Source organism: Microcoleus sp. D3_18_C4, from assembly GCF_036702355.1.
Taxonomy (GTDB): Bacteria; Cyanobacteriota; Cyanobacteriia; order Cyanobacteriales; family Microcoleaceae; genus Microcoleus.
Window position 1 is genome coordinate 1 of sequence record NZ_JAUBTF010000003.1, and the last position, 26,434, is coordinate 26,434.

15 protein-coding genes are annotated in these 26,434 nt (G+C 44.8%); 4 read left to right on the plus strand and 11 right to left on the minus strand.

Going from position 1 to position 26,434, the window contains the following annotated elements; all coding sequences use genetic code 11:
• Window positions 1–52: 52 nt before the first annotated feature.
• Window positions 53–1,450: an ABC transporter substrate-binding protein gene (locus tag QUA90_RS01860; RefSeq protein ID WP_333443596.1), complete on the plus strand. Its 1,398-nt coding sequence runs from the start codon at window positions 53–55 to the stop codon at window positions 1,448–1,450.
• 552 nt (window positions 1,451–2,002) lie between these two features.
• On the opposite strand, the gene QUA90_RS01865 is transcribed toward QUA90_RS01860, so the two are convergent.
• The 11 genes from QUA90_RS01865 to QUA90_RS01915 all read right to left on the minus strand — a co-directional run bounded on the left by QUA90_RS01865 (window position 2,003) and on the right by QUA90_RS01915 (window position 22,411).
• Complete coding sequence (locus QUA90_RS01865) at window positions 2,003–7,348, minus strand: AAA family ATPase (protein ID WP_333443598.1); 5,346 nt, start codon at window positions 7,346–7,348, stop codon at window positions 2,003–2,005.
• Window positions 7,349–7,460: 112 nt separating this feature from the next.
• Window positions 7,461–7,739 (minus strand): hypothetical protein, encoded by a 279-nt coding sequence (locus QUA90_RS01870; RefSeq protein ID WP_333443600.1) that lies wholly within the window; start codon window positions 7,737–7,739, stop codon window positions 7,461–7,463.
• A 100-nt stretch (window positions 7,740–7,839) separates the two neighbouring features.
• Window positions 7,840–8,898 (minus strand): SAM-dependent methyltransferase, encoded by a 1,059-nt coding sequence (locus tag QUA90_RS01875; protein ID WP_333443602.1) that lies wholly within the window; start codon window positions 8,896–8,898, stop codon window positions 7,840–7,842.
• Between the two features lie 212 nt (window positions 8,899–9,110).
• On the minus strand, window positions 9,111–9,218 hold the full coding sequence (locus QUA90_RS30390; protein WP_445300085.1) for an AAA-like domain-containing protein: 108 nt from the start codon (window positions 9,216–9,218) through the stop codon (window positions 9,111–9,113).
• Window positions 9,219–10,052: 834 nt separating this feature from the next.
• Window positions 10,053–11,333, minus strand: a complete 1,281-nt coding sequence (locus tag QUA90_RS01885; RefSeq protein WP_333073645.1) for a glycosyltransferase family 4 protein — start codon at window positions 11,331–11,333, stop codon at window positions 10,053–10,055.
• A gap of 179 nt (window positions 11,334–11,512) precedes the next feature.
• A complete protein-coding gene (locus tag QUA90_RS01890; RefSeq protein WP_333443604.1) occupies window positions 11,513–12,241 on the minus strand; it encodes a class I SAM-dependent methyltransferase in 729 nt (242 codons plus the stop codon).
• Window positions 12,242–12,379: 138 nt separating this feature from the next.
• On the minus strand, window positions 12,380–17,713 hold the full coding sequence (locus tag QUA90_RS01895) for a glycosyltransferase (RefSeq protein ID WP_333443606.1): 5,334 nt from the start codon (window positions 17,711–17,713) through the stop codon (window positions 12,380–12,382).
• A 42-nt stretch (window positions 17,714–17,755) separates the two neighbouring features.
• Window positions 17,756–19,276, minus strand: coding sequence for a methyltransferase (locus QUA90_RS01900; RefSeq protein ID WP_333443608.1), 1,521 nt, complete (start codon window positions 19,274–19,276; stop codon window positions 17,756–17,758).
• Between the two features lie 15 nt (window positions 19,277–19,291).
• Window positions 19,292–20,704, minus strand: a complete 1,413-nt coding sequence (locus QUA90_RS01905) for an ABC transporter ATP-binding protein (RefSeq protein WP_333443610.1) — start codon at window positions 20,702–20,704, stop codon at window positions 19,292–19,294.
• Window positions 20,705–20,838: 134 nt separating this feature from the next.
• Window positions 20,839–21,690, minus strand: a complete 852-nt coding sequence (locus QUA90_RS01910) for an ABC transporter permease (RefSeq protein WP_333443749.1) — start codon at window positions 21,688–21,690, stop codon at window positions 20,839–20,841.
• Window positions 21,691–21,871: 181 nt separating this feature from the next.
• Entirely contained in the window at window positions 21,872–22,411 is a 540-nt protein-coding gene (locus tag QUA90_RS01915) for a hypothetical protein (protein WP_333443612.1), read from the minus strand.
• A gap of 71 nt (window positions 22,412–22,482) precedes the next feature.
• On the opposite strand from QUA90_RS01915, the gene ruvB reads away from it, so the two are divergent.
• The 3 genes from ruvB to recN all read left to right on the plus strand — a co-directional run bounded on the left by ruvB (window position 22,483) and on the right by recN (window position 26,144).
• Window positions 22,483–23,577 (plus strand): Holliday junction branch migration DNA helicase RuvB, encoded by a 1,095-nt coding sequence (gene ruvB, locus QUA90_RS01920; protein WP_333443614.1) that lies wholly within the window; start codon window positions 22,483–22,485, stop codon window positions 23,575–23,577.
• Between the two features lie 12 nt (window positions 23,578–23,589).
• The gene (locus tag QUA90_RS01925) at window positions 23,590–24,147 is read left to right on the plus strand and encodes a Uma2 family endonuclease (protein WP_333443616.1); all 558 of its coding nucleotides are present in this window, start codon (window positions 23,590–23,592) and stop codon (window positions 24,145–24,147) included.
• 242 nt (window positions 24,148–24,389) lie between these two features.
• Window positions 24,390–26,144, plus strand: coding sequence for a DNA repair protein RecN (gene recN / locus QUA90_RS01930; RefSeq protein ID WP_333443618.1), 1,755 nt, complete (start codon window positions 24,390–24,392; stop codon window positions 26,142–26,144).
• Window positions 26,145–26,434 lie beyond the last annotated feature (290 nt).

The following is a 26,434-nucleotide window of genomic DNA, read 5'->3' on the forward strand; positions in this document are numbered from 1 at the left end:
CAAACCTTTTAAGTGGACATACAAGGGTAAAGTCTTGGCTGTTTAATAGTCTGTGTATTTACGCCGAGCTGTACTAGCCGGTGCAGGTATTTGGTGGCTGACAAGCCGAGGCGGCATCAATGTCGGGGGTTCATCACCCCAAAATCCGACATTTCCCAACTCTCCGACGGGGAATTCGCCGCAATCGGAGCTGGCAATTGAGCAGCGTCTGAGTGCTGGCCAAAAACTGTTACTTCCAGAGCAAGCCACAACAACCAAACAAGCAGCAGTACAGGCGATCGCATCTGGCAACTATAACGCAGCTATTTCCGATTTACAAGCTTCGCTGAAAACCAATCGCAACGATCCAGAAGCCTTAATTTACCTCAACAATGCCCGCATCGGAGCTCAAAAATCCTACACAATTGCCGCTGCGGTTCCCATTGGCGGCGATATCAATGCTGCTCTAGAAATTCTGCGGGGCGTAGCTCAAGCTCAAAATGAAATCAACCAAAGCGGCGGCATTAGCGGTACTCCATTAAAAGTGGTAATTGCTAACGATGACAACAAGCCAGAAATTGCCGCACAAATTGCCAGTGCTTTGGCAAATAACTCAGAAATTTTAGGAGTAATCGGGCATTTTGGTTCGGACACAACGCTAGCAGCCAGCAAGATTTACCAGCAAAAAGAATTAGTAGCAATTTCTCCTACAAGTACCTCTGTGCAGATATCAGGAGTTGCCAACAATATATTTCGCACAGTGCCGAGCGATCGGTTTGCGGCTAATGCTCTTTCCCGCTATATGCTGGGAAAATTGCAAAAGCAAAAAGCTGCTGTATTTTTCAATTCTGCCAGCAGTTACAGCAAATCTTTAAAAGATGAATTCACTACTGCTATTTACGGAGATGGAGGACAAATAGTAGGCGAATTTGACTTTGCTAATGGCAATTTTAATGCTGCAGAGAGCGTTAAAAGCGCGATCGCCCAAGGAGCAGAAGTGATTATGTTAGCATCCAATTCAGCCACGCTCGACCAAGCTTTGCAAGTAGTGCAAGTAAACGCCAAACGGCTGCCGTTACTAGCAGGAGACGATGCTTATACTGCTAAAACACTGCAAATCGGTGGCGCAGCAGCAACAGATATGGTGCTAGCTGTTCCTTGGCACATTCTCGCAGATCCGCAGTCAAATTTTCCCCAAACATCCAAACAACTTTGGAATGCTGAAGTAAGTTGGCGCACAGCTTTAGCCTATGATGCGGCGATCGCGTTAATTGCCGGTTTAGGGCGCAATCCGACTCGTACAGGCATTCAACAAACTTTATCGGCGTCAGATTTTTCGGCAAATGGAGCATCCGGCCCGATTCGATTTTTACCTTCGGGCGATCGTAATCGAGCAGTTCAATTAGTAACTGTTAAACCCGGAAATCGCACGAGTTACGGTTACGATTTTGTGCCGATATCAGGTTTGTAAACTATTGGCGATCGCCCAATTTAGGTTATACTATTCATTGGTAAGTTCTAGGGCGGGTCAAGCAAAAATGCTTACAAGATGAGTAATTATATCAAATCCGGTTGCATCGGAATTAATATTACCCCCAATCAGGACACGGCAGTGCCGTTTCCCTACAATTAATCGCGTGAGAATTACATCTCTCATTAAGTGTTCTTGATTATTTGGGTGTAGGAAAACGGCATTGCCAATTGGTGTCAACTTAAGCTTTTAGTCCATCAATCCTCCCGCCTACCCGGCAGTCCGCCAGGGGTTGAAACCCCTGTCTAATAGCTAAAGTCCTCGCTATGAGGACTGATATCAATTCCGGTTACACTCCTTATGATGGGGAGCGGGGAGTGGGGGAATGTGGAATTGCGCGACCTTGACTTTATCATTCCCACCCAACCGGAAACGATATTACAATAAAAATTTTTAAACTCATTAGTCCTGTTTAGAGGACTTTAACTTTGAGGCAGGGAATGAATTCCCTGTCGGACTGTCGGACAGTCGGACTACTAAATTCTCCCATACTTACTTCTGTTTAATTACTACCAAAGTAATGTCATCAAATACTTTTTGCTCCCCGATGTATCGCCGCACGTCGTCAATAATAGCTTGCTTGATTTCTGCTGTTGACTTTTCCCTGTTAAGGGCAACAAGTTCAATCAATGGCTCAATACCGTATTCCTTTTGATTCATATCAAAAGCTTCGGTAATTCCATCTGTGTAGAGTACGACAACATCCCCGGAATTTAACTGTATTTCAGTAGTAGCAATGAAATCGGCAATATCTGGTTCCAAGGCGATGGGAAAGCCTAACTCCATCGTATCAATCCGCTCTACTTCGCCACTGGAACGCACGACAATCACCTCTTCGTGCTGTCCGCTCAAACGCAGGATGTTGTCCCCCCGATATTCCAGCAAAGAAAGGCTCATACTTTTACCGCAATTGATGCGCTCTACGTTGTCAAAAAGCGTTTGGTTGACTGTCTGCAATAATTTAACTGGGTCGGTTTCATTGTGAACCAACAAAGTGCGAATTGCTGTTTGCGCCATAATCATTAACACGCCGCTTTCTAAACCGTGTCCTGTCACATCGCCGATGCCAATTGTGGCTTTACCGCCGTAATTTAGTACGTCGTAGTAGTCGCCGCCAACTTCATCAGCGGGTTCCATGAATGCAGCAATTTCTAGCCCTGCAATTGACTCTAATTCCTGCTGTTGAGGCAAAATCATTTGTTGCAGGCGGCGGGTTACGTCTAGTTCGGCACTCATGCGAAGGTTTTCTACTTTGAGCCGATCGTTCAAAACCAATATTTCTGCATTAGCTTGGGCTAATTGTGCGGTGCGATCTTCTACTTTTTGCTCTAAAGTTCGGTTGTAATCTTCTAATTTTTCGTAGAGAGTTGCATTTTCAATCGAGATCGCAGCTTGAGCCGCAATGATTTTTAAAGTTTCCACTCTTTCCGAGGTAAATGCGCCGATCGCCAAATTATTTTCTAAGTAGAGAATACCACCGAGTTTGCCTTGATTGAGTAGGGGAGTGCAGAGGATCGATTTGGGCCCAGTAGCGGTAATGTAAGAATCCCCAGTAAATAGTCCTTCATCGGTGGCGTTATTTAATACTACATTTTCGTGGCTGCGAGCGACGTAGTTAACTATGGCGGTTGACAGCAGGGGAATTCCAGTTGCAGGATCTACAGACTCTACGGGAATGGATTGCATAATGGTAATGAGCTCGCATTCTACGGCTGCTTCGGCTTCAATTGCCCAATTCCCGCCTTTATCCAGAATCAGAAAACCTTTTTGAGCGCCTGCGTTTTCAATTACAGTTTTCATCACCTGGTTTAACAATTGTTCTAGAACGATTTCACCAGAAATAGCTTGGGATGCTTTCATTACTGCGGCAAAATCCAGTGCTTCGCCGGAATTGCTACCAGTTGTGGTGATTGGATTGATGATATTATTTTCAGTATCTGTTCGGGTTGAACCAAGCGACTGAATAGCTAAAAACTGCGGGTATCGCCCTTCTAAATCTTTTACCTTAGCTATAGCCCCCCAGCGCTGATAAGCATAGTGGGCATCTTGCAAGTAGTGACGGGCAACATGATTTTGATTTCTGGCTAAATAAAACCTGCCTGCTAGTTCGTAGGCGAGGGCTTCTTCGTTGAGATATTCGTTTTCGCGGGCTACGATGATGGCTTTATCGTAATATTCTCTGGCATCTTTATCGTTGCCTAATACGCGATCGCGTTCCGCTTCCACTAGATAGAATTTGTGCAGGTAATTCATGGGAGCCTGCTTTGCCCATGTTTCCATTTTTTCTTGTTTAGTAGCCACCTTTGTCAGGATTTCTGCTCTTTCTGTTTCTGAGGAATTAGGATATAGCGCTAGTCGGGCTAACATATCATACAAATAGACAACAGGGAGAATAAAAAAGGAGCCTGCATTAGCTGAGTATTCTTCAAAGCGGTCTGCATTCTCCACAGCTTGCTGAAATTCCTCGAAAAGATAACAGAGGATAACTTTATGGGAATAAACGTGCATGAGTGCAGTGCGATCGCCACTTTCTTGATGAACTGCTATCATCTTTTGTTCGTCGTATACTTCACCAATCAAACAGCACGGATTTTCTACTTGTTCCGCCAAGTTCAGGATCGCCTGCATAAAGATTTGACACCAATGAATGTATGCTTCCTGTTTAGTTTGATAAGTAACTTCCAGGGCTTTCGCCATTTCTTTCTTGGCATCAATCAGCTCTACACCGCTGAGGTACAAAGCGTAAGCATAGCCCTGCCTAACACTAGCAGTATATTCAAGATCTCCAGTTTCTATCGCACTTTGATAAGCTTCCATGCACAAAGAAGATGTGTCTCTGAGAGGTTCATTCCAATGCTTGATAAATCCCATATATATTACATAAATTCTTGCTTTGAATGTTTTATCTTTGAATCGTTCTAGTAAGTTCAAAGCAAGTTTTCCAAACTGATAGCCAGCGTCAAGCTCTCCTGACGAGCAAAGGATCAGCCCATAACCTATATACGCATAAGCAGAGCTAGCAGAATTACCATACTGAATCGATAAATTCACCTGTCGGCACCAAGTTAACAAGCTCAGTTGATTAATTGCTACGAACGCAGGACTCAACAAGCAGTTTATCACCCGTATAGCTGCTAGTTTATACGGGTCTGTCATTGGCGGTAAGTCGATTAGATCCTGGGCTTGCCTGCCTGCTAAGGCAGATTTTATCTGCTCCATCTCTTGTGTCAGATCGGATTGATTCGGTCGTTGCGGTAATTCTACGCCAAGTAATTTCAGAACTTCTAGCCCAATGTCGATCGCCTCTAGGAATTTAGTTTGGGCGCAATAAGCTTGCATCTTGACTTCATAGACTTTTACTTTTTCTAACAGCGTTTGGGCTTTTTGCAAAACTACCCCAGCTAAGCGCTCCATTTCATCGTAGTTAGCAATTGTATAAGCTGTTTCTGCTGCTTCTAAATACAAATCTAAGGTAAGGTTGTACTGCTGCGACCAACTCTTTTTATTTAACAAACTTAAGCCGATCTGAAGGTAATTGAAAGCTGGTTGGCTAGCTGCTGAAGATTTGGCTTTTTTACCTGCCTGTAAGTTGAATTGGGCTAACTCGTAGCGCTCTATTTGTTGATCTATCAGCGCTCGGCCTTTGTTCAACTGATTGACAATATCAAACAGCTTCTGTGCCACTTCTTCAGATGGTGTATTTTCCAGTAACAACCTGCCCACGCGCAGATGTACTGACTGTCTATCAGGTTCGGAGATGAGAGAGTAAACTGCTTGTTGAATGCGATCGTGGGCAAATTTGTATTCTGCAACCAACCGCTCGGACAAACCTGCTACATCAAGTTCCGCCAACTGATAGGCATGGCTGAGGGGTATAATTAGACCGGATTGAAGTGCTGACAGTAAATCTGTTGCTGTTTCTTGGAGGGATTTTTCATAGATAATCGCCAGCGTTCTCAAGTCAAACTGATTCCCCACGCAAGCTGCTAATTTTAATACTGCCTGAGTTGCTGTGGGGAGTTTTTTGACATTTTTGCTCGTCAGATCTAAAACGTTATCTGTAATTGGTTGCGCTTTGATTTGTTCTAAGTCCCACTGCCATTTCTGAGATTGGTAGTTAAAATCCAACCATGCTTCAGAATGCAGTGAGTTTAAGAATTCATTGATAAAAAACGGATTACCACCAGTTTTTTGCTGGAGCAATTTGGCAAGTGGCTTAGCATTTTTTGATTCCGTAAAAAGCGTATCAACTAAAAGTTGCGTAATATCGGTTAAGGCTAAAGGTGTCAAAAATATTTTATTAATTGTTGTTACTTTTGCTGTGGCAATATTTTCCAAAATTTGAATTAGCGGATGTGCTTCGCTTACTTCATTATCCCGATATGCACCCATTAGAAATAGATATTTATTATCGGCTACTGTCATCAACATTTGAATTAATTCTAGCGAGGCTCTATCTGCCCACTGTAAGTCGTCTAAGAAAATTACTAAGGGATGTTCGAGTTGTGTGAATATATTAATAAATTTTTGCAAAACCCGATTAAAGCGATTTCTCTGTTCTGCTGGCGCGAGATCTGGTAGGGGTGGTTGGGAACCAATAATTAGTTCTACTTCAGGAATAACTTCAACGATTACCGCACTAGCTTCCCCTAATTCTGCTTGGAGTTTCTCTCGCCACTTGCTAATTTCTGCATCACTTTCTGTTAGTAACTGCCGTACTAACGAACGAAATGCCTGAATTAAGGATGCGTAAGGAGTATCTCGTTGAAACTGGTCAAACTTACCAGCAATAAAATAACCGCGTTGACGAGTCAGCGGCTTATATATTTCTTGTATTAATACAGTTTTTCCAATCCCAGAATATCCAGAAACCAGCATCATTTCACTGGCTCCTTGACTGACTCGATCAAATGCGGCTAATAGGACAGAAATTTCCCGCTCTCGCCCGTACAGTTTTTGCGGAATTTGAAATTGATCGGAAATATTGTGCCGATCAATCGGGAAAGGATCGATTTGCTCTTTGCTCTGCCACTGTCTGAGACATTCTTGTAAATCGGCCTTTAGCTGATATGCTGATAAATAGCGTTCCTCAGCATTTTTTGCCATTAATTTCAATACGATCGCCGAAATAATAGGTGGAACTTCTGGTTTAATTTCGTGCGGTGGGATAGGTTGTTTAGCAATATGACAATGCACTAATTCCAAAACATCATTGGTGGGGAAAGGTAACTGTCCGGTTAGTAATTCATAAAAGGTTATCCCCAAAGAGTAAAAATCAGTGCGGTAATCGATTGTTCGATTCATGCGACCTGTTTGTTCTGGCGAGATATAAGCTAGCGTTCCTTCTAATACGTTCGGGTTAAGAAAACTTGGGTTTTCTCGCGACAGTGTTGTAGAAATTCCAAAATCAATTAGCTTCAGCTTACCTGTCTGCTGATTTAAAACAATATTTGATGGGTTAATATCTTTGTGGATAATATACTGCTGGTGAACCTGACCGAGAATGTCAACAATTTCAATTGCCAGATTGAGAAATTCAGCAATTGTAAATTGCTTCTTAGCGATTATCTGATTGAGGGATTCGCCACCAAAATCTTCTAACTCAATTACCCACTGATTTTCTAGGTTTTCCAAACTATAAACATCGATTACGCCTGGTAAGTTAATGTTTTGAGTGATTTCATACTCTCGCTTAAACCAGGCAATTTTTTCAGGTGAAGGATAGAATTCTTTGAGCATTTTTAGGATAACAGGCAGATTGTCTGCTTGCCGATATCCGCGATAGACTAACGAGTTACTGCTCTCATGCAGTTTTTCAGTAATTTGGTAATTTTGCATACTTATGTTGTGAGGATAAAAAACCGCAAAAAGTGCGGTTTGAGCTTATAAAATATCAATCTACTTTCCCAAGTGTAGAAAATTCTTAGTGGTTTGACTTCAATACCACATCCTAGTTAGAGTCGGGTTCGGGATCTGACGGTGGAGAAGGAGGAAAAGGGTCTGGATCTGGCAAGGGGTCGGGCCCTGGATCGCTAGTGGTAATGGCAAGTGAAATTAGTTCGTCTGCAAAGAACGCTGCAATTTTAGCGGAGTCTTTGCTGGCGATCGCAGTTTGCTCAGCTTCAGATAAACCTACCTCGTTCATTAAGGAACTGGGGTTATTGATGAAAACACTTTGTTTCTTGGGGTCAAGTGCTAGATCTGTTAATAGATGAAATAGTTGGCTCATGATCTATCCTCGTAATATTTAAGGTAGTGAATAATGAAGAATGTCAGGGTTTACATAGTGTTTGCCTGTAGCTTGCCTCCCTGATAAAAGCTATCTAAATTTACCTTTTTAAGCAAAACCTCGTATGCTGTAAGCCTTTCTTTAATTGAGCAAGCAATGCTGTCCGCGATCGCTCGATTTCGCTTGCTGCTTTGTCCACTCCCTGCCAACGCGCCTTAGATACTGCGATACAGTATAAAGCTGTCGTGTCATCAGCAATTTGTTGCAACCTCTGTTCGCAACAGGCGATCGCCTCAGAATATTGGCCATCATAGCAAAGCAGTAACCCTTTCTCAATTTGCCAATTTTTCCCCCGCAATATGTTTTCGTCAAGGGCGATCGCTCGATCGAAGTCAATCAGGGATTGCTTGTAGCACTTCATCAGCTCATAGATGCGGCTGCGATACGCGATCGCCCAAACGTAATCCGGCTGACGCTCAATTGCTCGATCCAAGTCACCCAGCGCCTTTGGGTAATATGCTTCTCCCAGAAAGCGGTAAGTTACGCCTCGGTGCGCGATCGCCCAAGTATAATCAGGCTGCAACTCGATTGCTCGGTGAAAATCTGCAAAAGCCTCCTGATAGCGTTTCATCAGATAAAAACCCAGATTGCCGATCGTCGCAATCTGCCACAAAATTAAAGCACTGGTGGGGTCAAATTTACGCCGCCGAATCAGAAAATCTGTCGCTTCAAAACTTTGACATCCGTTGCGTCCTGGGTCAAGACCCAGGTCAGCAAACAAGCAATCTTCCGCTGAAATTCCTGCTAACATTTGCGCCCTAAAACCTTCACGACGCGCCTGTTTAATCGCTTCATGGGTAGGGTAAGCGAAAACGCCAGGATGACCGTAAAAAACAGCACAAACATTCAACCCCTGACGAACTTCAGCCAAAATGCGATCGACCATTTCTCGATAAGTTTCTGTGCGCCGCTGATTGTTGGTATTGTAAGGTAAGGCTTCTGCGGTGACATTGAGTGTCTGTAGCCATTTAGCAGTAACAGGATCGGCTACGGCGAACAGAACTTTGTCAGCTTGCTCGATCGACGCCTTTGCTGCTAAGGTCAGATGACCAACTAATTGAATTCCCGTCCCGACAACAGTTAAAGATCCCGTTTTCAAATGTAACATCCTCCAAGCGATCGCAAAATGTGTTTCCGTTATGGTACTAACGCAAATTGCTAGTTATATAATTAAAGCTGCTAAGAGGTAAGTTGTTACGCTCTTTTAGCTGTTATTGCAGCTCGGATAAAAGCAAAGCAAGCAAAACAACGTAGCACGAGACAAATGACAACTTAGTGTTGCTCGGTCTTCCTGAAAAATCTGATCGACTGCTACTTCAAACGATCGCCAAAATACTGCCTATAAAACTCGCAACTCACCGTCGCCAGATTGCCTTGTAAATTTACCAACCCCATACTTTCCCACTTAAATGCCTCCACTACATCCTATTCTACAGGTGTGCTGCTTTTTACAACTCCCACGAATGATGCCAGCAACTATGGCTCCAATAGGGTTCAGTTAAGCTCGATCTCCCTGGCGCCCCCCTTAAAAAGGGGAGTAGGGGGTGGGACAAGAACTTACTCTTGCGTCCCCCAACAATCAGGGGGATGCTGCAAGGGATCTCCGATGAATAAATATTTTTAACCCAAGCGTATTGTCTTATAACTTATTCTGAAAATATTCATTAACTCTCCTCTTTTTACTTTTTGCGAAGCTAATAAATATGAGGCAATGTGATCTTTGACGTACCTGATGATGTCGGCTTTGGCGATGAATTCGCTGTAGAAATTTAGACGAAAGAGGATTTATTTCCCTGATCAACATCATAGGAAATTCTAATTCACTCATAATTTTGCCTGGAATATCCTTCTACTATGTATTTGTGTAATTAATTCTGTCTAACTACTTATTATGCAACGCCTAAATTATTGCTCGCAAAGCTAGTTTGCGACTAGCCGAGAAGGGATTAACAGACTGCTATCAAAATATTTAATTGGCCAACTAAAACGTCCAGATGTTCCGATGTTTATCGTCTAGTTGGTGAACCCTCCTGTGCGGGAGGGCGGTTTCATTCTCACCAAAATCGCGATTGTGACTCTGTAGGGGTAGTGCCCCCGTGCCTACCCCCACGTGCCTACCCCCCCACAGACGATTTCACTGGCGTTTCAGACATGGGGGCAGCCCCTAAAAGAGAATGAAACAGCCATCTCCTGTGCGGTGTACTCGCACAGGAGAGGTTGTGACCAGGGGTTTAGTCCTGACCAACTTTATTGCTAAATTCTCACTGCAAAAGATGCTGCTAATTCCCGTTCTGGTTCCATACCAACTGTAGGCGGCATGGAACGATTTGCTACTTGCTCAATTAGTTGTAAATGTTGCGGCAGCATTTTAGCCAAACTGTAGCGTTCTAGGGCGGTTTGACGGGCTTTGATGCGAATTTCGGCCATGCGGGTAGGATGGTCTAAAACTTCATCAATGCGATCGGCTACTTGTTTCGGTGAGAAGTAATCGACTAGCAAACCGTTTTCTCCGTCGCGGATAACTTCTCTGACTGGCCCTGTGTCGGAACCAATTACTAAACATCCCGTTGATAGAGATTCAATCATCGACCAAGATAGTACAAAAGGTCTGGTCAAATAAACGTGTACGTCGGATGCTTGAATTACTTTTAAATACAGTCCGTAAGGTAGGGGCCCGACAAAGTGAACTCGCGACAAGTCTAGGGGAACTTTTTTGAGCATATAGTCTTTGTAAGACTCGCCGTTGGGTAAAGAACGACCATAACAAACTCTTTCTGAACCAACGATTACGACGTGACAGTTGGGGCGGCGTTCTTGTACATAGGCGATCGACTCAATGAATTCGGGAAAGCCCCGGTAAGGTTCCATTCCCCGCGATACGTAGGTGACAATTTCATCAACGCCAGACAAGTCTAAGTTAGGCAAAACCAGTTTAGCACCGGGGTCTGGTTTGAAGTAATCGGTATCTACGCCGTCGTGGAGTGTGGATAATTTTTGTTGTAATTCTGGCGGAAATTGCGATCGCTGCCAATAAGTGGGCGACAAACCCCAATCGCAAGAATATAAATCGATCAGAATCGGCGCATTTTTGATTCTAATTCTGGCCATATCGTCAACTGTTAAAGGTTCCGCTGGGTCGAAATCTGCGTCGGAACCAATAGCATGATAAAACCACTCGAAATAGCACAAAAGCGGCGTATTTGGAAAAGCTTCTTTGACAAATAATGTCGGGCCCCAACCGGAATGTCCGCAGATAATATCGGGTACGAAACCGTCGGCTTTGAGTTGTTCTGCCATTCTAAATACGGCTTGTCCGTAGATGACGGCACTTTCTAAAGGGCGGACGTATTGGTGAGTCTGCGCGTGGGGTTCCCGGCTGGGGGTAAATGCTGCTTTGCGAACGCCGGGAATGTTCCACTCTGGGCGCTCGTTTTTAGTGCCGAAGACAATTTGATTTTTGGGATCTGCGCCTAAAGCCGTGATAATGTGGCGGTATTGGGCGGGGAAGTTGGGATGGAGAAATAATGCTTTCATTGTCAGTTGTCTGTTGACTGTTGACTGTTGACTGTTGACTGTTGACTGTTGTCTGTTGACTGTTGACTGTTGTCTGTTGACTGTTGACTGTTGACTGTTGTCTGTTGACTGTTGGCTGTTGACTGTTGACTGTTGTTAGTTGGAATAAAATATTTTGAAGCGGCTAAAAAGCTTGTATTTTATTCATTGGGGGTTGGTGCTTTGCAGATCCAGACACAATCTCGCGGTACTGAAGATGTATTTTTCAGGATGATTTCATAGTTTAAATGATGGAAAAACTTTTCCATAATTGTATCAGTCATAACTGAAAATGCTGTGCCGTCTCTGTGTCCTAGCAAGTTTTTGTCCCACTCGCTGGCGAATTTTTGCCACCCTAATTCGCTAAAAATATTTGTGTGGTGAAACACGCAAATTCGATCGCCCCGCAGCAGTTTGGGAATTCGAGTCAGGTAGTTGAATATATCTACGGGCTCTACGTGTACCATTGTATCGTAACAAAAGCAGACATCGGCTGAACCTGGGGCGATGCCGTCTAATGTTAAACCGTCGAGTTTGACGTAAGAAACACGATCTGTTCCCAAGCGCGAGCGCGCCGCTTGCAACATTTGACTGGAAATGTCGGCACAAATTAGTCGATCGCAATATTTCAGCAGCAGCGAACCGGTTTTTCCGCCGCCGATACCAATTTCTAAAACCGTATGTTCTTTTTTGATGTAAGGTGCAATAAATTGCTGTTCTATTAGCGCTTCGTATTCGGCTAAGGAGTTGGCGGCACCGGCAGCTTTACCTATCCATTCATCGCCAATATGGGCAAGTTCGGCATTAGTTTTTTGCCACTGTTGGGCGTAACTGTCCCAGGCCCTTTCATAATCTACTCTTGGGCGATCGGTCATTTTATCATCGTTCATTTTTGATTATTTTATAGTATTGATGGCTCAATGTTCAATATGTTCCGCAATTCTTGGCAAATTATATTAAATCCTGCCAAAAGTCTACGAGGTGACTTACTGCCCTTCACTGGGGCGGAGGCTGGCACTGTAAGATGACTAATGACGGCTGAAATATGCTTCGCAGAAAATCTCTGCATAAGCTTGAGTCATTTCCTCAAAAGTATTAAGTGAAGCCAAGACATATTTAGCGTTTTCAGCTAACTGCTGCCGCAAAGATTTATCCTCCAATAAACTTATCAAAGCTGCCACTAATTCGTCCGGGCGATCGGGCGTATAAAACAAACCATTAATTCCAGGCCTCACTTGTTCTCTAATTCCAAAAACAGGCGTTGTAATAATTGGCAAGTCGCAAGCCATTGCCTCCAAAATCACTCGTGGAAAACTTTCGACGCGAGAAGTGCAAACAAAAATATCAGCCGCTTTGTAATATTTTCCCGTCTCCCCAGTTTCCGGGACTACTGTCACCCTTTGCCGCAACTCTGCTGGCAATTCCCCCACCAACTCGGCTAATTTATTGCTGTAAATACTCGGGCGATCGCCCACAAGAAAACACCTAATTGTATTGTGCCATTTCTCAGGCAAAAGTGAAAGTGCCTTAACTAAATCCTGCTGTCCTTTGCGTTCGCATACCGTTCCCAGCAGCAAAATTACCACATCTTCCGCTGCAACACCTAAAGTTTTTCTAGCCAATTCAGAATTCTCCGAATTTTCCAGTTTGCTCAAATCTAAGCCGTTGTGAATCACTGTAAAATTGTGGTGGCTGTTGAGAGGCAAATACCTATCCCGCGTGGCATCTGCCACAAAAATCACTTTGTAAGGAAAGCGAAAACACTCTAAAGCTCTCGCCGCAATCTCCGAACCAAACCTGTTAAAATAAGTTTGCCAAGGTTCGCTTTCGTGCACGTTCCACACTGTAGGAGTTCCGAGTTGCCGCGCGGCATCAACTACAAAAAAGTTTTCTAAAGTATTGGCATAAATTGCATCTACTTTTAAACTGGCAATTTCTGTGCTAAAACTGCGGATGGCTTCATCATAAGCATCGCGCTGATAGATGTGTTCGAGAGGATTGTCGCGCACAATTACTTCAATTCCCTGCTGTTCGTAAGCTTGACGCAGGGGCCCGTCTGTTACGCAAAGTACGATCGGCTTAATCACACCCTCAGCCGCCAATTTCACCGCAATTTCGTACTGATGCAGCGGCGCCCCCGTAAAATCCAGCGAATTGCTGCACATCAAAACTTTGATAGGATGGATAGAACTGTTTGCTACTGATAACAAACCACACTCAGCACCTTCTAATTCTTCCTTATTTCTGACATCCGTTACATCCGTTACATCCGTTACAAAATCCGTTGCCGAACCTTCTTCCTTCATAAAAACCCGTCGAGGTTGAATATGAAAATACTCATCTTCTAAAGACAAGTGCGGACTATAAAAACTGTCATTTTTCCCCGCATACTTACGCCTAAAAGCCGCCACTTCTTGAGGATTGTCGGTAAAACCCCTAGAAGTTCCCTCTTTGTGCAACAACTCCGCATCGGGACAATATACGCACCGATAACCGCGTTCTAACAATCGGTATCCGTAATCTGCATCATTGTAAGCAACAGCAAAATTCTCCTCATCAAAACCGCCCAATTCTAAGAACAATTGACGCGGAGTAATCGTGCAAGCGGCTGTTACCGCAGAGTAATTTCGCGTTACCATCGCTTGAGAAAGATAGCCTCGATTATTCTTGTCCATCAGCTTAAAAGCATGACCAGCCAAACCGTGATGCAGCCCGTGAATTACGCCCGCGTGCTGAATTCTGCCGTCGGGATATAAAAGCCTCGCGCCGACTGCACCCACGCCCGCGATTTGAGCGTATCCCACCATTTGACTCAGCCAGCGCGGGTTAATTACTTCAGTATCGTTGTTCAAAAACAACACATATTCGCTGTCAACTTGTTCCGCAGCGCGGTTGTTAATTGCTGCAAAACTAAACTTGCCGCCAGGATTTTTTATCCGCAAAACTTGGCAACTTAATTCCTTTAAGTATTCCAGAGTTTTCGGGTCGTCGCTTTCGTTGTCGATGACGGCAACTTGATAATTTTTGTATGTTGTAGTTTGTAGAGAATCCAGACAGGCTTTCAGCAATTTGAGCTGATTTTTAGTAGGAATAATTACCGTTACTGATGGGCCGTTATCCGGGAAATCCTGGGCAAATATCCCCAAATTTTCTTTAATCGCCCATTCGTGCTGAGCGACATTGCCGTTAATTTGGCGGCGGTTTAGTGCGTCTTGAATGGCTTTTTGACCTGCGGAAAAACTGGCGGGTTTCGCGGCCCCAGATATGGCTGTAGAACCGGGTGCGGTTCGCCAGTGATACAGCACTAGCGGCAGGTGGGCGACGTGGCGAGAAACTTCGGTGGCTCTCAAGGCAAAATCGTAATCTTGCGAGCCTTCAAAACCTATCCGTAAACCGCCTATTTCTTCAAAAATGTGTCTTCTCACGGCGCACAAATGACCTAGATACATATAGGAAATCAGCAGTTCCGGCGACCATTCCGGTTTGAATTGCGGGGCGAATCGGCGACCTTTAGTGTCGATTTTGTCGTCGTCGGAATAGAGAAAATCGGTGGCTGGATGGGTGGCAAAATATAGGGCGACTTCGCCTAATGCGTCGGGAGTTAGTTCGTCGTCGTTGTCTAAAAACAGGATGATGTCGCCTGTTGCGAGGGCGGCGGCGCTGTTGGTTGCTGCGCTGATGTTGCCGTTTTCTGTGCGAAATGTGATGCGGATACGATCGTCCTTTTGAACCCAGCTTTTCAAAGTGTCAGCAACAGTGAAATCGGTGCTGCAATCGTCGGCAATGCAGAGTTCCCAGTTGGCATAAACTTGATTGATTACACTGTCGATCGCACTTTCGAGAAAATCTATCTGCGGATTGTAAACTGGCATTACTACCGAAATTTTTGGCAGGGGTTCCCGGCAGGATTTTAACCTAGAAATCAAGTAATCGCGTGCGCGATCGTTCCACTGATTCACCTCCAGCCATGCGTCATATCTATCAATGGGTTGAGGCACCACAAAACCCGCCGGTGGCAGTAAATCTCCCGGCGCACTAAACTGTTTTTGCTGCCGATAAATCTTCCCCAACTGGCGGAGCACTTTCACAATTTCCCAGGGCAATGGCACAATTCTACCAAGACGCTGTTTTCTTTCCCTCGCCCGCTGCTGAATTGCGGCTGTAAACCTTGATAACTCCTCAAATTTATCCGCACTTCGCTGCCAGATATGGTAGCGCCGCACCGTCAACTTTTTAGGCGCTTGAAAAGACAAAATTTCCCCGGTTTCTAACTCAGCTTGCAGAGAAACGTGCCATTCGCCCGGAGGCAAATCGACAAGGGCCTCAAAACCGCTTTCCGAACTGTTAACCCAGTCCGGGAACACTTCGCCGACATCTTTCCGTCGTAAACCGTAGGCGCATTCTACAGAAGTATCGCCACACAACAAGCTTAATTTAGCAATTTTGCGATCGTGGTGGCAGCACCAACCTGCAAACAAAATTTCGCCCTGACGCTGTTCCCACACCACCGGTACATCTAACGATGCTTGAATCGTTGAAACTAACAACGGATAAGCTGCCAAAAGATGCCATTTACCTCGATCGTCTTGGGCTTCCAGTAGCACTTCGTGTCGTCCGGCAGGCGCGTCCAATTGAATTGTAAAACCAGATTTCTTCGCAGCGGGAATATTAGAGTGTGCTAGCGCTATATCACTTCTCTCTATGCCGTAAACGCCTACGAAACTCTGGTTTTTAATTCTGACGCGGACTGCTGTAGTCTCTCTTTTTTGGTTAAAAACCCAGCCAACAATTAGCAGGTTGGAATCACAAACTTGCCAAGTAGTGGGTTGATCTAACGAAAAAATAAATTTAGGGAACAAGTCGCGGATTTTTCGCTGAACTTCCCACAACTTTTCTCTCACTTGCCACCATATTGAAGACTTGATTATAGCAAGTTCTGCCCGAAAAATTTCATTTTCCTGGCGGGAGTTTTCTAATCTTTCCTGAGTTTGACTTTGTGCTGTTTCTAGCTGAATTAACTCAGCTAACTTTTGCTGCAATATAAATTCAGTCTCTTCAAATTGTACCTGAGTTTCCCCTAATTCTGCTTCTAATTTTAAGACTTTCGCTAAAGCTATTTGAAATTGCGATTCTTTGCCGGCAAGCTGTACCTGAGTTTGTCCTAATTCTGTTTCTAATCCGAGGAGTTTCGCTAACGCTTCTTGAAATTGCGATTCTTTGCCGGCAAGCTGTACCTGAGTTTGCCCTAATTCTGCTTCTAATTTTAAGACTTTTGTTAAAGCTTCTTGAAATTGTGATTCTTTGCCGGCAAGCTGTACCTGAGTTTGTCCTAATTCTGTTTCTAATCCGAGGAGTTTTGCTAAAGCTTCTTGAAAATTTGATTCTTTGCCTGCAAGCTGTACTTGAGTTGCTCCTAATTCTGTCTCTAATCCCAACACTTTCGCCTGGGCCTGGTGAAATTGTTCTTGCCACTGTTTGAGTTCGGAAGAGCTAGTTTTTTGCTGTTTTTCCAGCAAGCGGATTTTTAGCCAATCTTCAAATGGCCAGATTGGAGATGCTGGGAAATGAATAACTTGATCGATCGCACCTTTCGACTCACTGCTGAGATTGCCAGCTTGGGTTTCCAAAAGTTCATAGAGTTCTAATGCTTCGGGAAAATATTTTTCTATTAAACTCGGTCTGTGACTTTTGACAATATCGTTGACTAATAAAGATTCTTCAAAATTGTCTCCCGGTATCGCACCTAAGTTAACGTTAAATTTTTCGTTGACTCGATCGAGGAAAAGTTCAGGAGTGTTGCCGATGGGGTAAACGTTGGCTAGGAGACAGCGATGGGGGAAACGTTCGTAAAGTTCTAAAACTTTTTGATTGTAGTGAATCCACATTTTTACTGCCATTTCGGGATTTTGCAGCAAGCTGACATCGGTTCCCCGGCGGTAAAGGGAATCGACTACTTCCCAGGGCGATCGATAAACACAGATAAAATTAGCTTCCGGGAGTAAAGTCAGCCAAAAATCCCAAAAAAGGGCTGTTCGCGGGTCTTTCCAACCCCAATGTTTGTGAGTTTGTTGATTTTGGTCGATCGCCCTTTTGGCGATTTCCACGTATTCTGCTGCTACCGGAATCGTTTTTTCAAACGTACATCCGAGTTCATCAATACCGTGCGATCGCAAAACACTTTTGTGAAACTCCACAAAATCAACATTCTCGAAATGACCTTTCACATTTCCGTCGGCCGGGCCCACTAACTTTTTGCCAATATCAACCCCGACTTTCTGAAACAAAGAAGCTGTTAAAGACGTACCGGAACGGTGCATTCCGGTAACAATAAAAACCGACGGTTTGCTGTCATTTGTACTCACAATTTATCTCCCTCGCCCTAATTCCCACACCAAATTTACTCCCTACTCTCCCGCTAAGCCCAGGGATTGCCTGACTTGAAACCACGCGCTTCTCAGCTTCCAGAACTTGCTGCTTTCCATTGCCAAAACCCGACACTTCGCTTGCTCTAGTTCTTGCTTAAGATTAATTAGCTGATTTTCTGTTTTCTCCAACTGCGTTTGCACAGATACTAACTGATTTTGAGTTTGCTCCAATTGCATTTGAGCTGAAACTAATTGATTTTGAGTTTCTTGCAAAATTGTTTGAGATTCTTCCAACTTTGTGTGAGTGATCATTAACTTACTTTGATTTTGATCCGATTCTATCCTAGCTGACTCTAACTGAGTCTCAAGTAATTTGAGTTTTGTCTGAGTAGAACCCAACAAAGACTGCGATTGTCTTTGGTTAACCAGCGATTTAACAGTGCAAGTTTCCAGAATCCATTCCCAACCATAGTTATTGATTGCTTTGACTATTAACACATCCTGCAACCCTACAGTGTTTTTGGGTAAATAACAGCTCCACCCCGACTGCAAAGCCCCATTAGTTTCAAAATATCCAGCCACATCCGGGCGATCGTAAAAAGGCTCGCACCTCTGTACCACCTCACCGTTTACCAGGACTTGCAGTTCCTCAATTCGACCGTCGAGATTCACATCAGCTACCCATCCTTCCAGATACAAATTCTCCTTATTCGTAAAAGCAGCAACATCAATATATCCTTCCGGGTGATGATTGAATTTCAACTCCGAAAAATCTCTAACTAGCTCATTTGTGACCACATACAAATCCTGAAATCTGCAGATGCCTTTTTTGATACGGTGAACAAAAGCTTTGCCTCCGCTAACTCGCTCGACACATTCTCTCACAAACTTTTCAGTTACATAAGTTGTGCCGTATTCCTCCTTATCTAAAGACTGGCTTTCGCTTTGAGGACTAAACAAAATACCATTAGCCGGCATTTCTATATTGGCTAGGCGCAAACACTCATCGTGAACGCTGAACATTAAAATGCCGTTAGGAGTCAACAAATCGTACAAATTTTGCAACCAACTTGTAAAAGTTCTTTCCGGCATATGGCTGAAAAAAGAATTAGCCAGAATGCAGTCAAACTTGCGGTCAATTAAATAATTTTCTGGTTTCCCAGTTGAGACAATACCGTTGACGCCCAAGTATTCAGTTTGAAACTTAACCGCATTAGCATAAATATCAGAAACCCAAATTTGTTCCGGCGGTATTTCCTGAATCAAAAACCTGGTAAATCGACCGTAACCGCAGGCAAAATCTAGAAAAGAAGGTACATTTTCAAAACTGCCAAAATGCCATTCCACAACTTGTTTAACCGTATCCAAGATGCGACGCCCGATCGAATAATAGCGCACCAAAGCCCGATCGCGATCGTCTTTGACGTTGTTCAAGCTGAACAAATACATTTCATCGTCTTCGCAGATATTCAGTTTAAATTTTTCGGGAAACTTAGCTTGATCTTGAATAAATGCTTTGATTACGGAATTTTCTACTAAATCTAAATTGATATCGCTCATTGTTTTTACAGAATTTTAGATAACCTCTGTTGACTGCTCTTTCACTAGAGAATCAGCATTAACAACAGTTAAACACGGTTCGATCAGCAAGTCAACGATGCCGTTACCGCAGGACTCAGTACAAGACTGAACTCTAAACATCGCCACATCAACGCAGCGATCCAGATAAGTTAAATCTCCATCTACCGTTCCCACAACCCCAGCATTCAGAAAATAAACACCCGGATTCAGCAAACATTTAAAATGAAACTTCACTACAATTGTCGTTCCCGCTTCCACATACCTAACTGACTGAGTAGAAGCCTTCAAAGAAGCACCCGCCAACTCAAAACCACTAATTGTTTTAATCAACATTCCAAACCTAACTTTGGAAGTTGACCGGGAGAAAGTGACAGAGTAAGTATAAATATAATCTTGACGACCGAGCAAGTGATTTACCACATTTCCCTTCAGCGTCTCGATGTGGGGGTTGATAATTTCCGCTCCGCGAGACGGATACCTTACCGTATTCGACGGTATCATCCCCGGATCGTAAAATTCATCATAATATTCCTTGGGTTTAGAGAGATGGTGCTCCGGTTTAACTTCCCTCTTGGTGCTGTCTAAATTAGCCTCCTGAAGCTGGTCTTGACTTTCCTGTTTTGTCAGTTGGTTCAGAGCTCGAATATCTGACTTCAACCCTAGAACCTGATCCGGATCGGCATAAATCAGCTTTTGATACTTAGAAATTACCACCTTCGGCGTGTGAGCGAGCAGCAATTCACCGCTATCCATTAAAATCGCCGACGTACAAAGTTGCACCACAGAAGTAGCAGCATGAGAAACAAATAAAATTGTTCCGCCACCTTCCTGAATGCTTTGCAAGCGGGCAAAACACTTGCGTTGAAAAGCTTCGTCGCCCACCGAAAGCGCCTCGTCAACCACCAAAATATCTGGCTCGACGCTAGTCGCAACGGCAAAAGCTAGCCTGACAAACATACCACTAGAATAAGTCTTGACTGGCTGTTCAATGAAATCGCCAATATCAGCAAAAGCAGCTATATCGTCAAACTTTTCTTCAGTTTCTTTTTGATTGAATCCCAGTAACTGAGCGTTAAAAAACACATTTTGTCGCCCAGTAAATTCCGGGTTAAACCCGCTTCCGAGTTCTAACAAAGCGGATACTCGGCCTTTAACATCGACGCTTCCTGTTGTAGGAGTCAGCGTCCCTACAATTATTTGCAGGAGAGTGCTTTTTCCCGAACCATTGCGACCGACGATTCCCAGAGTTTGTCCTTGAGGAATTTCCAGATTGATGTCGTGTAGGGCCCAAAATTCGTCAGCCAGTTTTTTGCTGGGGTAAATAATTTCCTTTAAGCGGTCTCCTGGACGATCGTACCGCTTAAAGCATTTGGAAACATTTTTTAGTGAAATTACATTTTCTGTCATTGGCGGCAGTCAATCGATTTTAGATTTTAGGTTTTAGATTTTAGATTGACTTGAAATCTCAAACATATTTACAGCACAATCGATTTTAGATTTTAGATTTTAGATTTTAGATTGACTTGAAATCTCAAACAAATTTACAGCACGTCAGCAAAAGCGGGACGCAAACGCCGGTAAACCGCCAAACCTCCACAAAATATAGCAGCAGAAATTAGCGTGGCGACACCCCATTCGCCCCAATGCTTAACTTCTCCAAGCAGTATGAGGTCTCGATAAACCTCCGAGATGGCGGCCATTGGATTCAGCCAGAATATCCACACTCGCCACTCTTGGGGGATGATTGATGCTGGGTAGACGATCGGCGTCAAATAAAACCAAAAATTTAGAATAACACCTAATGTCTGAGGAATGTCTCGCAAAAATACAGTCAAGCCCGCTGTCAAATATCCCAAACCAGCAGTTATCAGCAACTGAGGCACCCACACCAGCGGCAGCAAGCATAAAGTAGCGTTGAGCTTTTGCGACGACACTGCTACTATCACGATCAAAGCTGCTAAACCCAGAGAACTTTCAAGAAAAGCTGTAAAAATCGGCACTAGGGGCAGCAAACCGAGAGGAAATACCACTTTTTTCACTAAATTCGGCTGCCCCACCACGGATACTCCCGACTTGATCAAACCGCTGGTGAAGGCAGTCCAAGGCAGCAAACCTGCAAACAACCAGACTCCAAATGTAATGTCGCTGTTTTCTGGGAAGCCTGCAAGGCTGAGCTTTACCTTGAGGACGATCGAAAATACGTATGTGTAAATCACCAATTGCGATAGCTGATTCAGCAGCGGCCACAAATTGCCCAGAATCGAGCCTTTGTATTGAGCTTCCAAGTCCCGGCGCACCAATGTTGCCAGCAGATTCAGCTTCGCCCACCGCCGGGGCGTATTTGCCGGCCGCCGGCCGCCCAGCCTTCGGACCTTTTGGGCAACTCCTTTCACAGTTCTCTGCAATTTTTTCGCCCTCGTTCACTAGCTTCACACCTAAATCAACTCAAGCTACAATTGTGCAGCTTTTGTTAAACCGCAATTATTCCACAGCCCCGTCGTTTTGATCAAGCATCTGCCACCCTGGCTGGGGCTTCTTCCTTCTTTCTTCTTTCCCCTTCCTTCGGAGGTTATTTTAGCCGATCGCCGATCGAACTGCCGAACCGATCGCTAGTTTTTGCTCGTCGTCGTAGCCCCACCGCCGGAAAAATTTTTCATACTCGCCGTTGGCACTCTGCAAACTTTCTAGCATTTGCGACGCTATAGTTTGACAGGCTGGCATTTGCAGGATTTGAATTAAATTGCGCGATCGCTCCTGCACTCTAGCAGAATCGGCCGCCATTTCCTTCTTTTGCTGGCGCGAATGATGTACAACCATTGCCGCCGACATCGCCAAATTTTTCACCAGCAGTTCTGCTACGATCTCAGGAGCCGATCGCAGCGCCTCGACTACTCCGGGTGACGGGTGATCTGCCTCCTGTCCATCGTCCGTTAGATAGGTGACAAAAAAACCCCTAGCACCGTTCTGTGTTTTCACCAGAGATGTAACAGCTTGCTGGATGTCGGCTTGTAAAAGTCGATTAGCCTCAATGAACGACAGTAAAGATTGAGTCAGCTCGATCGCCCCCTCAAAAGTTATGCTTTCCGATGCTAATAAAGAAGATGGAATACTCATAACGAACTCAATAATTGTCAAGATTCTGCCAATAATTGTAAACAATTCCCGCTGCCCGATCGCAGATAAATATGGCTATTATCTCCTCCAAACAACAGCCCTCCGACCAAAATCTACCCGAAGACATAGCACCAGCCAAGGTTCCCCGCAAAAAAGCCGTCAAACCCCAGCCGGAATCATTGCTAGAATCGCAAGAACTACCCGACGAAATCAACAGCAAACAAGACGACAAAATCCGACCTCAGCGTTTAGCTGAATACATCGGGCAAAAAGACTTAAGAGAAGTTTTGGCGATCGCAATTGCAGCAGCCAAATCTCGCGGCGAACCGATGGATCACCTATTACTCTACGGGCCTCCAGGGTTGGGAAAAACCACAATGTCGCTAATTTTAGCAGCAGAAATGGAAGTTGAATGCAAAATCACCACCGCTCCAGCTTTAGAAAAACCGCGAGATATTGTCGGATTGCTGATCAACCTCAAAGCAGGCGACGTGCTGTTTATCGACGAAATTCACCGTCTATCTAAAGTTACAGAAGAAATCCTCTATCCGGCGATGGAAGACTGTCGGTTAGATATTACGATCGGTCAAGGCAAAAGCGCCAAAATTCGCAGCATTCCCCTGAAACCATTTACCTTAGTAGGAGCAACCACAAAAGTCGGCTCGCTGACATCTCCATTGCGCGATCGCTTCGGCTTGATCCAAAGATTGCGCTACTACGAAATAGACGAACTCAGTCTAATTGTTCAAAGAACTGCCCAAGTTCTAGACACTCAAATCACCCCAGAAGGAGCCACTGAAATTGCTCGCCGAGCTCGCGGAACTCCCCGGATCGCTAACCGCTTGCTGCGACGAGTTAGAGACTACAGCCAAGTCAAGAATTTAAAGCCAATTGATGCCGAAGTTGCCTCACTTGCCCTGGAATTATTCAACGTCGATCCGCTAGGTTTGGATTGGACAGATAGGCGGATCTTGACAGCAATGATTGAGAACTTTAACGGCGGCCCAGTGGGCTTAGAAACCCTCGCAGCTTCTACAGGAGAAGACACTCAAACCATTGAGGATGTATACGAACCTTACTTAATGCAAATCGGATTTTTGCAGCGGACAAGTCGGGGCAGAATGGTAACTATTGCTGCGAGAAAACATTTGGGTTTCATGGAATAAAAGGAGTAAAAAATGGTACAAATACAAACACAAACTTTGTCAGAGTTTCTAAAACTGCCAGAAACAGAACCAGCTAGCGAATATATTAACGGTCAAATCATCCAAAAACCTATACCAAAAGGAAAACATAGCAGGATTCAAGGTGAATTAGTCCCAGCGATCAATGTCGTAGTTAAAAAGCCGAAAATTGCCTTAGCTTTTCCCGAATTGCGGTGTACTTTTGACGGCAGATCGATCGTGCCAGATGTCACAGTATTTACTTGGGACAGAATACCAGTTGATGAAAATGGGGATGTTGCTAATGTATTTGAAACTTACCCAGATTGGACAATTGAAATTCTCTCTCCAGGCCAGAGTCAAACTAAAGTAACTGGGAATATTTTACACTGTTTGAAAAACGGCACTAAAATGGGTTGGCTGATCGATCCGATGGTGCGCTCGATCTTAATTTATCCCCCTGGCAAGCAACCGGAAATTTTAGCAAAACCCGAAGAATTGTTGCCGGTTCCAGATTGGGCAGCAGAATTGCGGCTGACGGTAGGAGATTTGTTTGGATGGTTGAAACTATAGCAGAAGTCAATCGATTTTAGATTTTAGATTTTAGATTTTAGATTTTAGAATCGACCCCACGGATGAATCCGGGGGCCCAGACCTAATTACTTTCGGTCAGTTGACAGTTGTTATTTGTGATTGGATACCAATAATTTTCCCGGCTGTGCCTCCAATTACCAATTACTAATTCCAATTACAATTACACATTACCAATTACTAATTCTAATTACGCATTACCAATTCCCAATTCTCCATCCCCCATGTTAATATCCCTCAGAATAGAAAACTTTGCCTTAATTGACTGTCTGGATCTAGAATTTGGCCCGAGTTTGAACGTATTTACAGGGGAAACCGGCGCTGGTAAATCGATTATCCTAGATGCGATCGATGCAGTTTTGGGCGGGAAAGTCGATCGCCGATCGATTCGCACCGGAGCAACGCGGGCAATACTGGAAGCTACCTTTGAATTGGACAAAGCCGCAGCTTTGTGGCTGGGCGAGCAAGAAATCGAACCCATAGACGGAAATTTAGCCGTTTGCAGCCGGGAAATTAACGCATCAAGCGGTGCTCTACGCACCAGATCCCGGTTGAACGGAATTCTCGTCAACCGCCAGTTAATGGACCAACTGCGCGATCGGCTTGTCGAAATTACCGCCCAAGGCCAAACCGTCCACCTCGGACAAGAAACCCTCCAGCGAGAATGGCTCGATTTATACGGCGGCAAAAAGCTCACTGAAGCGCGATCGATCATCACCTCCGCGTGGCTGGCAGCCAGCAGCGCCAAAACCGCCCTCAAACGTAGGCGTCAGTCGGAACAGCAGCGACTGCAAAGACTTGATTTGTTAGAATACCAAGTCCGAGAACTCGGCGAAGCCCACATCGAAGACGCCGACGAACTCGAACAGCTAGAACACGAATCAATCCGGCTAGGCCACGTCGTCGAATTGCAGCAGCAGAGTTACCAAGTCCACCAAGCCCTGTACCAAAACGAGGGCGACAGCGCATCAGCCGCCGACTTGTTGAGCAAAGCCGAAGGAATTTTAAGCGACATGGCCGTTTACGATGTGCAGTTGCAACCAATCCTAGAAATGGTGAGCGATGCTTTAGCTCAAGCCACAGAAGCCAGCAGGCAAATTAGCAGCTACGGCGAACAATTAGAAGCAGATCCCGAAAGACTCGAAGAAGTAGAAGATCGGATTCGCGAACTCAAACAAATTTGTCGCAAATACGGGCCGCTCAAAGAAGCGATCGCCTACTACCAAAGCATTCAAAACGAACTAAATGAACTTTTAGAAGGAGGCGAGTCAATGGAAGCCTTAGAACTCGCATATCAGAACGCTTTAGAGCAATTAAAAGACGCTTGCAACCACCTCACCAACCTGCGACGCGAAGCAGCCCTCAAACTAGAAACGCACCTCGTAGGAGAACTTAAGCCGTTAGCAATGGAAAAAGTGCAATTTCAAGTCGAGATCTCGCCTTCTACCCCAACCGCTACCGGTGCCGACCAAATCGCCTTTTGTTTCAGCCCCAATCCGGGCGAACCTTTGCAACCCCTGGGCGCGATCGCCTCCGGGGGAGAAATGAGCCGCTTTCTACTCGCCATCAAAGCCTGTTTTTCCCAAATAGAAAGCGCCGGTACGCTAATTTTTGACGAAATCGACGCCGGAGTCTCCGGGAGAGTCGCCGGGGCGATCGCCAAAAAACTCTACCAACTTTCAGACAAACATCAAGTTCTCTGTGTCACCCACCAGCCACTGATCGCCGCCATGGCTGATTTTCATTTTCGCGTCAACAAACAGACGATCGAAGCAGAACCAAGTATCGAGGAACCTGCAGCCAACTCCGAACCAGTCGAACGTACAGTAGTCAGAGTTGCCGCCCTCAACAGTGAGCAGCGGCGGGAAGAACTCGCCCAACTCGCCAGTGGCCGCTCAGCAACAGAAGCCATCGCCTTCGCCGAATCCCTGCTTGTCGAAGCCGCCGGATTGCGCCAAACTCAGTCGGCCCAACCCTGATCAGACCCTCAAGCCGATCGGGGGGGTCAAAAGGCGGAGTTTTTTCAGAGTCGGAGGTTACACTAAAAATATCAACCGCAAATTTTACAAAAATAAAGCTGAAAACCCCGTGAATTTAGTGGGATGAAAGCTAACAGCAGCAAAATAGAGAGAAATTCTAGTTAAAAACCACAATTGTGTAGAGAAGGGCACACATCACTAGCAACTGGTAGTGTCACAATTGCGGCTAGTCCCACCAGGCTACCCCTCTTTCAGCAGTCCTTCCGCCAGTACGCATTCTTCTGCGGGCG